Below are 12302 nucleotides of genomic sequence, written 5' to 3'. Positions count from 1 at the left end.
ACGCCCCGACCATGCGGTCGGGGCGTTCGTGCGTACCGGTCAGCGGTTCGAGAACAGCAGCGCGATGATGCGCAGGAACTCGATGTAGAGCCACACGAGCGTGACGATGAGGCCGAAGGCCGCGGTCCACTCGAGCGCCTTGGGGGCGCCGCTCTTGACGCCGTTCTCGATGAAGTCGAAGTCGCCGATCAGCGAGATGCAGGCGAGCAGGATCGCGACGGCGCCGATGAGGATGCCGAGCGGGAACGTGAAGCCGCCGATGGTGATCTCGTTGCTGTACAGCCCGAAGCCCTCGGCGCTGTCGGAGAAGATCAGGTAGCCGATGTTCACCAGGCCGAACACCAGGTACGACACGGCGCCGATGAGGAACACCTTGCGCAGCTTCGAGGTGTAGCGCACCTTGCCGGAGCGGAACAGCGCGAGGCAGACAAGGAAGGTGATCGCGGTCGCGACCAGCGCCTGGAGGCCCGCGCCGGGGACGTCGAAGCTGGTCTCGATGCCCACGGTGATCGCGCCGAGGAAGAAGCCCTGGGCGACGCCGTAGAGCAGCACGAGCGCCGGGTTGGCGCCCTTGCGCTGGAACGTCGCGATCATCGCGATGACGAACGCGACCAGGCCGGAGCCCATCGCGAGCATGTACGCCATGGCCGACTGGCCGGCGGTGACGTAGCCGACGGCGCCCATCACGATGGTGACGAGGCCGACGCCCGCGGACTTGCCGATCACGCCGGAGTACGACATCCGCTCGTCGGACACGTAGCCCGGGGTGCCGGCGGGCGCCTGGTACTGCTGCTCCAGGTCGGCGGCGCTCGGCTGCGCGAGCAGGGGGTCGGCCTTGAACTGCTGGGTGTTGCTGAACACCGGACTTGCCACGGTTCCTCCTCAGTGGATGACCCGTCCAGTCTAGACGGGGGCCGGGCGCCACCGACAGGAGGGGTCGAACACACAACGCCCCAGGGTCCCGCCGCGTTGCACCCGCCTCGCCCGCCCGCCCGACACCAGCAACGGATCTCGCCGGGACGATGCGGCGTGTCGGCTTGTCGGAGGGGCGGGGCCCGGCTTTCTTTGTTTGTGTTGCTTTGGTTTTGAATGTGTGGTTTCCTGTGGGAATCAGGCCACCGTGGTCCGGACGAGGGAGTCACATGTACGCGACGGAGCGACAGCAGCGCATCCTGGCGGAGGCGCGCACCGCGGGCCGTGTCGAGGTGGCCGCGCTGGCCGACGCCCTCGCCGTCACCCCCGAGACCATCCGCCGCGACCTCACGGTCCTCGAGCAGCGCGGGTCCCTGCGTCGCGTCCACGGCGGCGCGATCCCCGTCGAGCGCCTCGAGAACGAGCCCACCCTCGCGTCGCGCAGCGCGACCCGCGTCGACGTCAAGCGGCGCATCGCGGCCCGCGTGCTCGCGGAGATCCCCGCGGGCGGCAGCGTGCTGCTCGACTCGGGCTCGACCACGCAGGCGATCGTGGACCTCCTGCCGGTGGACATCGACCTCACCGTCATCACCAACTCGATCCCGGCCGCATCGGCCCTCGCGGGACGCCCCGGGATCGACCTCTACATCATCGGCGGACGCGTCCGCGGCGTCACCGGCGCGGCCGTGGGCGAGTGGGCGGCGTCCGCGCTCGAGGGCGTGGTGGTCGACGTCGCGGTGATCGGCACCAACGGCATCTCCGCCGCGCGGGGGCTCACCACCCCCGACCAGGCGGAGGCGGAGGCCAAGCGCGCCATGGTCAACGCCGCGCGCCGCGTGGTGGTCGCCACGGACTCGTCCAAGGCGGGCGACGACCACCTCCACCGCTTCGCCACGCTCGAGGAGGTCGACCTGGTGGTCACCGACAGCGATCTCGCGGACGACGTGGCCGAGGAGCTGCGCGCCGCCGGCCCCGAGGTGGTGACGGCATGATCGTCACGCTCACCCCCAACCCCAGCGTCGACCGCGCCATCACCGTCGACTCCCTCATCCGCGGCGAGGTCCACCGCGCCGGAGACGTGCGCGTCGACGCGGGCGGCAAGGGCGTCAACGTCGCCCGCGCGATCACGGCGCAGGGCGGGGACGCGGTCGCGGTCCTGCCCGTGGGTGGGCCCGAGGGCCGCCTGCTCGAGGAGCTGCTCGACGCCGCCGGCGTCCCGCGCCGCTCCGTGCCGATCGCGGGCCCCGCGCGCATGAACATCTCCGTGCTCGAACCCGACGGCACCACCACCAAGCTCAACGAGCCCGGACCCGAGCTCTCCCCCGACGAGGTCGAGTCGCTGTTCGACGCCACCGTCGAGGCCGCCGCCTTCGCCTCGTGGGTGGTGGGCTGCGGCAGCCTCCCGCCGGGCGCCCCCGAGGACCTCTACGCGCGGCTCGTGGCCCGCGCCCGCGCCGCCGGCACCCCGGTGGCGATCGACAGCTCGGGCGCGCCGTTCGCCGCCGCGGTCGCGGCCGGCCCGGACCTCATCAAGCCCAACCACGAGGAGCTCGCCGAGCTGGTGGGCCACCCGCTGCCGACGCTGGGCGACGTCCGGTCCGCCGCGCGCGAGCTGGTCACCGGCGGCATCGCGACCGTCGCGGTGAGCCTCGGCGGTGACGGCGCCCTGCTGGTCAACGCCGACCAGGCCGTCCACGCCCGCGCCACCATCGCCGCGCCCGTCTCCACCGTCGGAGCGGGCGACTGCATGCTCGCGGGTCTGCTTCACGGCCTCTCCCGTCCCGTCCCCGCCGCCGACGCCCTCGCCGAGGGCGTCGCCTGGGGGGCCGCGGCCGTCACCCTCCCCGGCAGCCGCGTCCCCTCCCCCGCCGATGTCCGCGACATCCCCGTGGACCTCTCGCACAACCCGCCGGCGTCGCTGGCCCTGGGTCAGCGCTGACCCGAGAAAGGAACACCCCCATGTCACTCATCCATGAGCAGCAGGTCGTCCTCGACCTGGGCGCGACCGATCGCCACGAGGCGACGCGCGCGCTGGCGGAGACCCTCGCGGCCACCGGCCGGTGCACGGACCTCGAGGCGTTCCTCGCCGACGTCCGCAAGCGCGAGGAGACCATGGCCACCGGCCTGCCCGGCGGCATCGCCATCCCCCACGCCCGCTCGGCGGCCATCACGGAGCCCACGCTCGCGTTCGGCCGCACCGAGGGCATCGACTGGGGCGCGAAGGACGGCCCCGCGTCGCTGGTGTTCCTCATCGCCGCGCCCGAGGGCGCGTCGGACGCCCACATGCAGGTCCTGCCGAAGCTCGCCAAGGCCCTCATGAAGAAGGAGTTCACGGGCGCGCTCCGCGCGGCCACCACGCAGGCCGAGGTGGTCGCGATCGTCGAGGCCGAGGTGGGCGACGTGGTCGTCACCCCCGCGCCGACCCCCGCGCCCGCCGCCGCGCCCGAGGCGACCCCGGCCCCCGCATCGTCCCTCACCCTCGTGGGCGTGACGTCCTGCCCCACCGGCATCGCGCACACCTACATGGCCGCCGAGGCGCTCGAGCGTGCGGCCAAGGAGGCCGGCCACACGATGGTGGTGGAGACGCAGGGCTCCGCCGGCGCGACGCCGCTCAGCCCCGAGCAGATCGCCGCCGCCGACGCCGTGATCTTCGCGCACGACGTCGAGGTGCGGAACGCCGAGCGCTTCGCCGGCAAGCCGATCGTCGACGTGGGCGTGAAGAAGGCCATCTCCGACGGCCCGGCGCTCATCTCCGCAGCCGTCGCCAAGGCGTCGGAGTGGAAGACCAACCCGGCCGCATCCGCCGCCGCCCCCGCCGCCGGCTCCGCCGGGCTCGCGACCAAGGTCGACAGCAAGGCCGGCATCGGCACGCAGATCCGCCAGTGGCTGATGACGGGCGTCAGCTACATGATCCCGTTCGTCGCGGCGGGCGGCATCCTCATCGCGCTGTCCTTCATGCTCGCGCAGGTCGCGCTGGGCGAGAACGGCGCGATCGAGATCGTCAACTACAACCTCACGTCGGACGACGCGTACAACATCGCGCAGAACTTCGACATCCTGTCGCTCACCAGCTGGGCGGCCCTGCTGTTCGTCATCGGCGGCGCGGCGTTCGGCTTCCTGGTGCCGATCCTGTCCGGCTTCATCGCGTTCGCCATCGCGGACCGCCCGGGCCTGGTGCCCGGCATCGTGGGCGGCTCGATCGCCGCGACCATGGGCGCGGGCTTCCTGGGCGGCATCGTCACCGGTGTCCTCGGCGGCCTGGTCGCCAAGTGGATCGCGAGCTGGAAGGTCCACAAGGGCGTCCGCGGCGTCATGCCGGTGGTGGTGATCCCGCTGCTGTCGAGCCTCATCACGCTGGGCCTGTTCATCACGGTCCTCGGCCGTCCCATCGCGTCGCTGTCCGACGGTCTCAACGACTGGCTCACCAGCCTTCAGGGCGGCTCCGCGTTCGTGCTCGGCCTGGTGCTGGGCGCGATGATGGGCTTCGACCTGGGCGGCCCGGTCAACAAGGTGGCGTACTTCTTCGGCACCGCGGGCCTCGCGGCGGCCGGCACCGCGGCGGACGCCCCGGCGCTCACCGTCATGGCGGCCGTCATGGGCGCCGGCATGGTCGCCCCGCTCGCGATGGCGCTCGCCACCACGCTGCGCCCGAAGCTCTTCTCGGAGCCCGAGCGCGAGAACGGCAAGGCGGCCTGGCTGCTGGGCGCCTCGTTCATCTCGGAGGGCGCGATCCCGTTCGCGGCCGCGGACCCGGTGCGCGTCATCGTGTCCTCGGTGCTCGGCTCGGCCCTCACCGGCGGCCTGATCATGATCTTCGGCGTCACCCTCCGCGCGCCCCACGGCGGCATCTGGGTGCTCCCCCTCATGGGCGGCTTCCTGTGGTTCCTGGTCGCGCTCGCCGCCGGCGTCGCGCTCATGACCACGATCGTCCTGGTCCTCAAGTCGCGCGACAAGAAGCTCGAGACCGTCGACGCGGTCGCGACCGTCTGACACCCCCCACCCCAAGCCAAGGAGAACCGACATGGCACAGCGCACCGTCACCATCGCATCGTCCGTGGGCCTGCACGCCCGCCCCGCAGCCCTCTTCGTCGAGGCGGCCCAGGAGACCGGGCTCGACGTCGAGATCGGCCGGGCCGGCGAGGACGCCGTCGACGCCACCAGCATCCTGGGCGTGATGGCCCTGGGCGCCAAGCACGGCGAGGAGGTGGTGCTCACCGCCGACGGCGAGGGCGCCGAGGCCGCCCTCGAGACCCTGGTCGCGCTCCTCTCCCGCGACCTGGACGCCGAGGAGGGCTGACATGTCCGGCGACACCCGTCACGGAGTCGGCGTCAGCCCGGGCACGGCGGTCGGGCCGGTGGTGCAGGTCGCACCGCCGGTCCGGCCCCCGGCCGACGAGCCCGCGCCCGCCGACGCGGGTGCCGCCACCGACCTGGTGCTCGAGGCGCTCGCGGCGGTCGCGGCCGACCTCGACGACCGCGCCGCCGCCGCGGACGAGCACGCGGCGCCCATCCTCAAGGCGACCGCCCTCATCGCACGCGACAAGGGCCTCGCCAAGGCCGCCGGCAAGCACGTGGGCGCGGGCCTGGGCCCGGCGCACGCGATCGACGCGGCCGTCGAGGAGTACGCCGCGCAGTTCGAGGCGCTCGGCGGTTACTTCGCCGAGCGGGTCACGGACCTGCGCGACGTGGGCGCCCGAGCGGTCGCCGCCGTGCTGGGCGTCCCCGCGCCCGGCGTGCCGGCGCTCACCGAGCCGTCCGTCATCGTCGCGCTCGACCTGGCCCCCGCGGAGACCGCCGCGCTCGACCGCTCGCGCGTGGTCGCGATCGTCACCGAGGCCGGCGGACGCACCTCCCACACCGCGATCCTCGCCGCGCAGATGGGCATCCCCGCGGTGGTCCAGCTGCCCGACGCGACGTCCCTTGCCGTGGGCACCACCGTGGCCGTCGACGGCGACGGCGGCTCCGTCACGGTCGACCCCGACCTCGAGCTGCTCGAGGCGCAGCGGGTGCGCCGCGAGCGCCGCGCCGCCGCGCTGGCCGGCGTGTCCGGTCCCGGGGCCACCCGCGACGGCCACGCCGTCGCGCTGCTCGCCAACATCGGCGGGGTGGACGATGCGGTGGCGGCGGGCGCCCAGGACGTCGAGGGCGTCGGGTTGTTCCGCACCGAGTTCGTCTACCTGTCCGCGCAGACCATGCCGACCGTCGGGGAGCAGGCGGACGTCTACCGCAAGGTGCTGGAGCCCTTCGGCGACCGCCGCGTGGTGGTCCGCACGCTCGACGCGGGCGCCGACAAGCCGCTCGCCTTCGCGAACCTGGGCGAGGAGGAGAACCCCGCCCTGGGGCGCCGCGGGCTGCGCCTGTGCCAGGCCCTGCCCACCCTGATCGACTCGCAGCTCGAGGCGCTCGCGATCGCGGCGCGCGACACGGGCGCCAACGTGCGCGTGATGGCGCCCATGGTCGCGACGGCCGACGAGGCGGCGTGGTTCGCCTCCCGGGTCCGTGCCGCCGGCCTGCCCAAGGCGGGCGTGATGATCGAGGTGCCCGCCGCGGCGCTGCGCTCGCGTCACGTGCTCGCCGAGGTGGACTTCGGGTCGCTCGGCACCAACGACCTCGCGCAGTACACGATGGCCGCGGACCGCATGGAGGGCGCGCTGTCCGACCTCCTGGACCCGTGGCAGCCCGCGGTGCTCGACGTGGTCGCGGCCGCGTGCGCGGGCGGCGCGGAGACCGGCAAGCCGGTGGGCGTGTGCGGCGAGTCCGCCGGCGACCCGCTGCTGGCGCTGGTCCTCGCGGGGCTCGGGGTGTCGAGCCTGTCGATGGCGCCGTCCAAGGTTCCGGCCGTGCGGCTCGCGCTGTCGCTCCACACGCTCGCCGAGTGCCGGTCGCTCGCGGAGGCGGCGCTGTCCGCCCGCTCCGCCGCGGACGCGCGCGAGGCCGTGCGCGCGGCGGCGAGCGAGGAGCTCACGTCCATCCTGTAGGGGAGCGGGGCGGTCCGCGTACACTGGATGCAGATTCTCTGCTTCAACGGACCGAAGGAGGCCCGTCGTTGCACCGGACCGCCACGCTCCTCGAGGACCTGTCCCTCGAGATCACCGCCCGTGACACGCCCGTGCTCGTCTCCCTCGCGGGGGACCTGCCGGCCGGCACGCGGGTGAGCATCACGCACCTGGGCACCGAGGGCGCCGCCGAGCGCCGCGAGGCCGCCGCCGCGGCCGCCCGCGCCCAGCTGGTGCCGGTCCCCCATGTCGCGGCCCGCCGTCTCGCGTCCGCCTCGGAGCTGCGCGCCACGCTCGACGGCCTGCGCGCGCACGGCGCCCACGAGCGCCTGTTCCTGGTGGGCGGCGACCCGCGCGACGCGGCCGGCCCGTACGCCTCCGCGCTCGACGTCCTGCGCACGGGCCTGCTGCCCGAGGCCGGCGTCGCCGAGGTGGGCATCACCGGCTACCCCGAGGGTCACCCCGCGATCGGGGACGATGCTCTGGTCGCCTCCCTGCGCGACAAGGCCGCCGAGATCGCGGACCAGGGCCTCGCGGGCTCGATCACCACGCAGTTCTCCTTCGACGTGGACGCGGTGGTCGCGTGGATCGACCGCGTGCGCGACCTCGGGATCGAGCTGCCCATCCGGGTGGGCATACCCGGCCCCGCCGGGGTGCGCCGCCTGGTGGCGTTCGCGCGCCGCTGCGGCGTCTCCACCTCGGCGGGCATCGCCCGCAAGTACGGCTTCTCGCTCGCCACGCTGGTGGGCACCGCCGGCCCCGACCGGTTCGTCGGCGAGCTCGCGTCGCGGCTCGCGGACCGCCACGGCGACGTGCGGCTGCACCTGTTCACGTTCGGCACGCTGGACGCGGCGGTCGCGTGGGCGAGCGAGGCGCGCGCCGCGGCCGTGCCGGCCGAGCGGCCCTAGTCTCCGCTCAGCCCAGCCGGCGCCGGTAGGCGCGCATCGCGAGCGCCCACGCGAGCGCGAGGATGCCGAGCACCCACGCGAGCGCGACCCAGATGTCCGTCCCCACCGGCTGCTCGGTGAGCAGGGCGCGGATCGCGTCGACGATCGCGGTGACCGGCTGGTGCTCCGCGAACCACCCCACCGGACCCGGCATCGACTCCGTGAGCACGAAGGCCGAGCTGATGAACGGCAGGAAGATGAGCGGATAGGAGAACGCGCCGGCGCCGTCCGCGCTGGTGGCGGTCACGCCCGCGATGACCGCAAGCCAGGTGAGCGCGAGGGTGAACAACGCGAGGATGCCCCCGACCGCGAGCCACGCGCCCAGGCTCGCTCCCGAGCGGAAGCCCATGGCCACCGCGACCAGCACCACCAACGCGAGCGACGCGAAGTTCGCGACCAGCGAGGTCAGCACGTGCGCCCACAGCACCGAGGACCGGGCGATCGGCATGGACTGCAGGCGCTCCACCATCCCTCCCTGCAGGTCCGTGAACAGCCGGTAGGCCGTGTACGCGACGCCAGAGGCCACGGTGATGAGCAGGATGCCGGGCAGCAGGTAGTCCACGTACGGCCCGGTGCCCGCGTCGATCGCGCCGCCGAACACGAACACGAACAGCAGCAGGAACGCGATGGGCATGATCGTGGTGGTGACGATGGTGTCGACGCTGCGCGTGATGTGGCGCAGCGAGCGGCCGGTGAGGACGGCGGTGTCGGCGACGGCGGTCATGACGGCTCCTTCCGGGCGCCCACCAGCGCGAGGAAGACCTCCTCGAGCGTGGGCTGCTTCTCGACGTACTCGACGGTGGCCGGCGGCATGAGCGCCTTGAGCTCGGCGAGCGTGCCGTCGATGACGATGCGGCCCTCGTGGAGGATCGCGATGCGGTCGGCGAGCTTCTCGGCCTCGTCGAGGTACTGGGTGGTGAGCAGCACGGTGGTGCCGCCCGCGGCGAGCGCCCGGATGGCGTCCCACACCTCGAGGCGGGCCTGCGGGTCGAGGCCCGTGGTCGGCTCGTCGAGGAACACCACGCTCGGCTCCCCCACCAGGCTCATCGCGATGTCGAGGCGCCGGCGCATGCCGCCCGAGTAGGTGGCGACGCGACGGTCGCCGGCCTCGGTGAGCCCGAACCGCTCCAGGAGGGACGATGCGACGGTTGCGGGTGCGCCGACGTGGCGCAGCCGCGCCACCAGGACCAGGTTCTCGCGGCCGGTGAGCACCTCGTCGACGGCCGCGAACTGGCCGGTCAGGCTGATCGCCTCGCGCACCAAGGCCGGCTCCCCCGCCACGTGATGCCCCGCCACCCGGGCGACCCCCGCATCGTCCCTCAGCAGGGTCGCGAGGATGCGGATGAGCGTGGTCTTGCCGGCGCCGTTGGAGCCGAGCAGGGCGTGGACCGTGCCGGGGGCGACGTCGAGGTCGACGCCCCGGAGGACAGCGAGGTCGCCGTAGGACTTCTCGAGCCCGCGGATCTCGATGGCGGGCGCGGTCATGAGGGAGGCTCCTGCTCGCCGGCGGCCTCGGCGATGGCGCCGCGGAAGCGGGCGCGCTCCTTCGCGATCCAGCGTCCCTCCTCGTAGTTGGCGAGGAAGTCGTCGACGAAGACCACCGGGTCCTCGCCCACCACGTCGCGCACCGGGGTGCCGTCCGCGGCGCTCTCCTCGAGCAGGTCCACGAGATCCTCGAGCATCCGCATGAGGACGTCGCCGTCCGTGATCATGCCCGCGTAGGTGAGGTACCGGTCGAGCGCCTTGCCGACCTCGTGCCAGGGGCTGGGCAGGCCCGCGAGGCGCGCCTTGTACTGCCGGTACTGCTTCTTCTGCTCGAGCGGACCCGTGAGCTTCTCGATCCAGGACATCACTTGTCTCCTTCTGCCTTGAGGTGGGCGAGCCGCTCGGCGAGGAAGGCCCAACTGCTCCAGAACTCGTCCAGCGCCTCCCGGCCCTGGGCGTTGAGGGTGAACACCTTGCGCGGCGGCCCCTTCTCGGACGGCACCTTCTCGACGTCGACCTGGCCCTTCTGCTCGAGCCGCACGAGGAGGGCGTAGATGGTGCCCTCCGCGATGTCGACGAAGCCCTGATCGCGCAGGCGCGCCGTGATCTCGTAGCCGTAGGCGGGGCCGGTCGCGAGGAGCGCGAGCACGATCCCCTCGAGGGTGCCCTTGAGCATCTCCGTCATCTGCTTGGACTGCTGGCCCACGTCGCGCCCTCCGGTGCTACTCAGTGTTGCTGACTACCAGTAGATAGTAACACTGAATAGTGGAGGCGCAAGGGGGTGTGGACGGGTGCGCGTAGGGCGCGTCAGCCCAGCGGCACCGAGCGGATCGTCGAGTCCAGCGACGTCCCGTTGAGCTCGAGGTAGAGGTGCCGCTCTGTCACGGACACGGTGAGGGCGTTGCGCCGTTCGATCAGCGCGGCGGCGGCCTCGATGAAACCGGGGTCGAAGCTGTGGAGCAGGATGTCCTCGCGGCGGTGGATCTTCTTGCCGTCCCACCGCGCGAGCACCTTGGCGGGGTCGTGCTGCGTGTACACGGCCGTCCGCGACGCGAGACGTGAGCCCCGGTGCAGGCGCTCGGCCTCGGGCTGGCCCACCTCGATCCACGCCGTGATGAGGCCGGTGAGGTCGCGCACCAGGACGGCAGGCTCCTCAGCGGTGGAGATGCCCTCGGAGAAGGTGATGCCCTCCTCGAGCTCGAGGCAGTAGGCCAGCACGCGCGTCATGAGGAACAGCGCGGTCTCGGAGGGATGGCGCGCGGCGCGCAGCGAGAGCTCCTCGTAGACGCCGCGGTCGACGTCCGCGAGGGAGATCTCGAACGTGTGGACGGTCGCTCCGGCAGCCATGGCGCACCAGCGTACGGCGTCCCGTTGCACCCACGGTGCCCCCGGCGGGACTCGAACCCGCACTGCGCCGATTTTAAGTCGGCCGCCTCTGCCAATTGGGCTACGGGGGCTTCGGCACCGCGGGCCTCAGCCCCGCTCGGCCGCCGAGAACGCGATGCCGTCCAGGATGTCGTGCTCGCTGGTGACCACGTGGGGCAGCTCTCCCCCGGCCTCGACCACCGCGGACCGCACGCGCGTCATGACCGTGCGCCACACCAGCGCGCCCGCGCCGATCACGTCGACGCGGCCCGGGTGCATGAACCCGAGGGCCGCGCGCTCGGTGCGCGAGGCCGCGAGCAGCTCGTCGCACGCGCGGATCGCGTCGTCGATCGGGATCACGGCGCCGTTGATCGCGTGGCGGTCGTACTCCGGCAGGCCCAGCGCGTGCGCGGTCACCGTGGTGATGGTCCCCGCGAGGCCCACCAGCGTGCGGGTCTGCGACACGGGCACGCCCGCGAACGCCATGTCGATCGCCTCGTGGACGTCCGCCTCCGCGGCCGCCACCTGCGCGTCGGACGGCGGGTCCCCGGCGAGGTGGCGCTCGGTCATCCGCACGCAGCCCACGTCCATCGAGTGCGCGGCCTCGGGCTGCGTGACGCCCAGCACCACCTCGGTGGAGCCGCCGCCCAGGTCGACCACCAGGAACGGCGCGTCGTGCGCCGCGTCCAGCGCCCCGGTCGCGCCGCGGAAGGACAGCGCGGCCTCCTCCGCGCCCGAGATCACCTCGGGCGCCACGCCCAGGCGGGACTCGACGCCGGACAGGAACACCTCGCGATTGCGCGCGTCGCGCGTCGCGGACGTCGCGACGAACCGGATCGCCTCGACCCCGTGCTCGCGGCACTGCGCGGCGTACACGTCGGTCGCGGCGAAGGTCCGCTGGAGCGCCTCAGCGGCGAACTCGCCCGTCCGGTCGACGCCCTGGCCCAGACGCACCACGGTCATGGTGCGGACCACGTCCACCAGCGACCCCGTCGCGAGGTCGACGTCGGCGATCAGCAGGCGGATCGAGTTGGTCCCACAGTCGATGGCGGCTACACGCATGGCTGCAGACTACTCAGCGATCTCGACCGCGCACGTGCAGCGGTCCGGCCGCCAGCTGTCCGCGATCAGCGCGAGCGCCTCGTCCCCCAGCGGGTTGACGCCGGGCCCGGCCGCGAGCGCGTGGCCCACGAGCACGTGGAGGCACTTGACGCGGTCGGGCATCCCGCCGGCGGAGATGCCGTGGATCTCGGGCACGTCACCGAGGGCGTACCGCTCCTCGAGGTAGCGCTCGTGGGCGGCGCGGTAGGCGGCGGCCAGCTCGGGCTCCTCGCCCGAGGTCAGCCGCGTCTGCATCTCCTTCATCACGCCGTTCGCCTCGAGAGTCGACACGGCCGCCACGGCGTCCGGATGCGTGAGGTAGTACTGCGTGGGGAACGGGGTGCCGTCGGGCAGGCGGGGCGCGGTGTGGACCACGGTCGGGTTGCCGCACACGCAGCGGGCCGCGATCGCCACGATCCCGCGGGGCGCCCGCCCCAACTGGGCGGCGAGGACGGCGACGTCGCGCTCGGTCGCAGGGGTGTCGTTCACCCCGGCA

Annotated in this window: 14 protein-coding genes and 1 tRNA gene; 6 read left to right on the top strand and 9 right to left on the bottom strand. The window is 73.2% G+C overall.

Annotation, left to right across the window (positions count from 1 at the left end; translation table 11 throughout):
• Positions 1–39: 39 nt before the first annotated feature.
• Positions 40–873: a Bax inhibitor-1/YccA family protein gene (locus AOM05_RS04145; RefSeq protein WP_082097258.1), complete on the bottom strand. Its 834-nt coding sequence runs from the start codon at positions 871–873 to the stop codon at positions 40–42.
• 269 nt (positions 874–1142) lie between these two features.
• On the opposite strand from AOM05_RS04145, the gene AOM05_RS04140 reads away from it, so the two are divergent.
• The 6 genes from AOM05_RS04140 to AOM05_RS04115 all read left to right on the top strand — a co-directional run bounded on the left by AOM05_RS04140 (position 1143) and on the right by AOM05_RS04115 (position 7816).
• A complete protein-coding gene (locus AOM05_RS04140) occupies positions 1143–1904 on the top strand; it encodes a DeoR/GlpR family DNA-binding transcription regulator (RefSeq protein ID WP_062519705.1) in 762 nt (253 codons plus the stop codon).
• Positions 1901–2851 (top strand): 1-phosphofructokinase, encoded by a 951-nt coding sequence (gene pfkB, locus AOM05_RS04135; RefSeq protein WP_062519704.1) that lies wholly within the window; start codon positions 1901–1903, stop codon positions 2849–2851. The genes AOM05_RS04140 and pfkB overlap by 4 nt, the downstream gene beginning before the upstream one ends.
• Before the next feature lie 20 nt (positions 2852–2871).
• Positions 2872–4902, top strand: a complete 2031-nt coding sequence (locus AOM05_RS04130) for a PTS fructose transporter subunit IIABC (protein ID WP_062519702.1) — start codon at positions 2872–2874, stop codon at positions 4900–4902.
• Between the two features lie 31 nt (positions 4903–4933).
• Positions 4934–5209, top strand: a complete 276-nt coding sequence (locus AOM05_RS04125) for an HPr family phosphocarrier protein (protein WP_062519701.1) — start codon at positions 4934–4936, stop codon at positions 5207–5209.
• Between the two features lies 1 nt (position 5210).
• On the top strand, positions 5211–6890 hold the full coding sequence (gene ptsP / locus AOM05_RS04120; RefSeq protein WP_062519700.1) for a phosphoenolpyruvate--protein phosphotransferase: 1680 nt from the start codon (positions 5211–5213) through the stop codon (positions 6888–6890).
• A gap of 68 nt (positions 6891–6958) precedes the next feature.
• Positions 6959–7816, top strand: a complete 858-nt coding sequence (locus AOM05_RS04115; RefSeq protein ID WP_062519698.1) for a methylenetetrahydrofolate reductase — start codon at positions 6959–6961, stop codon at positions 7814–7816.
• A gap of 7 nt (positions 7817–7823) precedes the next feature.
• Here the strand turns inward: AOM05_RS04115 and AOM05_RS04110 are convergent, their stop codons facing one another.
• The 8 genes from AOM05_RS04110 to AOM05_RS04075 all read right to left on the bottom strand — a co-directional run bounded on the left by AOM05_RS04110 (position 7824) and on the right by AOM05_RS04075 (position 12295).
• Positions 7824–8579: an ABC transporter permease gene (locus AOM05_RS04110; RefSeq protein WP_062519697.1), complete on the bottom strand. Its 756-nt coding sequence runs from the start codon at positions 8577–8579 to the stop codon at positions 7824–7826.
• Complete coding sequence (locus tag AOM05_RS04105) at positions 8576–9340, bottom strand: ABC transporter ATP-binding protein (RefSeq protein WP_062519696.1); 765 nt, start codon at positions 9338–9340, stop codon at positions 8576–8578. The genes AOM05_RS04110 and AOM05_RS04105 overlap by 4 nt, the downstream gene beginning before the upstream one ends.
• Positions 9337–9705: a DUF1048 domain-containing protein gene (locus tag AOM05_RS04100; protein WP_062519695.1), complete on the bottom strand. Its 369-nt coding sequence runs from the start codon at positions 9703–9705 to the stop codon at positions 9337–9339. Before AOM05_RS04100 ends, AOM05_RS04105 begins: the two co-directional genes overlap by 4 nt.
• Entirely contained in the window at positions 9705–10025 is a 321-nt protein-coding gene (locus tag AOM05_RS04095) for a PadR family transcriptional regulator (RefSeq protein WP_062520218.1), read from the bottom strand. Before AOM05_RS04095 ends, AOM05_RS04100 begins: the two co-directional genes overlap by 1 nt.
• 122 nt (positions 10026–10147) lie before the next feature.
• Complete coding sequence (locus AOM05_RS04090) at positions 10148–10687, bottom strand: YaeQ family protein (protein WP_062519693.1); 540 nt, start codon at positions 10685–10687, stop codon at positions 10148–10150.
• Positions 10688–10723: 36 nt separating this feature from the next.
• Positions 10724–10797: transfer RNA gene (locus AOM05_RS04085), tRNA-Leu, on the bottom strand.
• A 16-nt stretch (positions 10798–10813) separates the two neighbouring features.
• Positions 10814–11767 (bottom strand): Ppx/GppA phosphatase family protein, encoded by a 954-nt coding sequence (locus AOM05_RS04080; protein ID WP_062519692.1) that lies wholly within the window; start codon positions 11765–11767, stop codon positions 10814–10816.
• A 9-nt stretch (positions 11768–11776) separates the two neighbouring features.
• A complete protein-coding gene (locus AOM05_RS04075) occupies positions 11777–12295 on the bottom strand; it encodes a DUF501 domain-containing protein (RefSeq protein ID WP_062519690.1) in 519 nt (172 codons plus the stop codon).
• Between the last annotated feature and the right edge of the window lie 7 nt (positions 12296–12302).

This window comes from Demequina silvatica (assembly GCF_000971215.1).
Classification (GTDB): Bacteria; Actinomycetota; Actinomycetes; order Actinomycetales; family Demequinaceae; genus Demequina; species Demequina silvatica.
This window is presented reverse-complemented; position numbering and strand designations above follow the sequence as displayed.

Excerpts from the sequence above, each read along its gene's own strand:
- AOM05_RS04130 (WP_062519702.1), top strand. The coding sequence starts at position 2,872 with ATGTCACTCATCCATGAGCAGCAGGTCGTCCTCGACCTGGGCGCGACC.
- pfkB (WP_062519704.1), top strand. The coding sequence starts at position 1,901 with ATGATCGTCACGCTCACCCCCAACCCCAGCGTCGACCGCGCCATCACC.
- AOM05_RS04080 (WP_062519692.1), bottom strand. The coding sequence starts at position 11,767 with ATGCGTGTAGCCGCCATCGACTGTGGGACCAACTCGATCCGCCTGCTG.
- AOM05_RS04125 (WP_062519701.1), top strand. The coding sequence starts at position 4,934 with ATGGCACAGCGCACCGTCACCATCGCATCGTCCGTGGGCCTGCACGCC.
- AOM05_RS04100 (WP_062519695.1), bottom strand. The coding sequence starts at position 9,705 with ATGTCCTGGATCGAGAAGCTCACGGGTCCGCTCGAGCAGAAGAAGCAG.
- AOM05_RS04140 (WP_062519705.1), top strand. The coding sequence starts at position 1,143 with ATGTACGCGACGGAGCGACAGCAGCGCATCCTGGCGGAGGCGCGCACC.
- AOM05_RS04105 (WP_062519696.1), bottom strand. The coding sequence starts at position 9,340 with ATGACCGCGCCCGCCATCGAGATCCGCGGGCTCGAGAAGTCCTACGGC.
- AOM05_RS04090 (WP_062519693.1), bottom strand. The coding sequence starts at position 10,687 with ATGGCTGCCGGAGCGACCGTCCACACGTTCGAGATCTCCCTCGCGGAC.
- AOM05_RS04095 (WP_062520218.1), bottom strand. The coding sequence starts at position 10,025 with ATGACGGAGATGCTCAAGGGCACCCTCGAGGGGATCGTGCTCGCGCTC.
- ptsP (WP_062519700.1), top strand. The coding sequence starts at position 5,211 with ATGTCCGGCGACACCCGTCACGGAGTCGGCGTCAGCCCGGGCACGGCG.
- AOM05_RS04110 (WP_062519697.1), bottom strand. The coding sequence starts at position 8,579 with ATGACCGCCGTCGCCGACACCGCCGTCCTCACCGGCCGCTCGCTGCGC.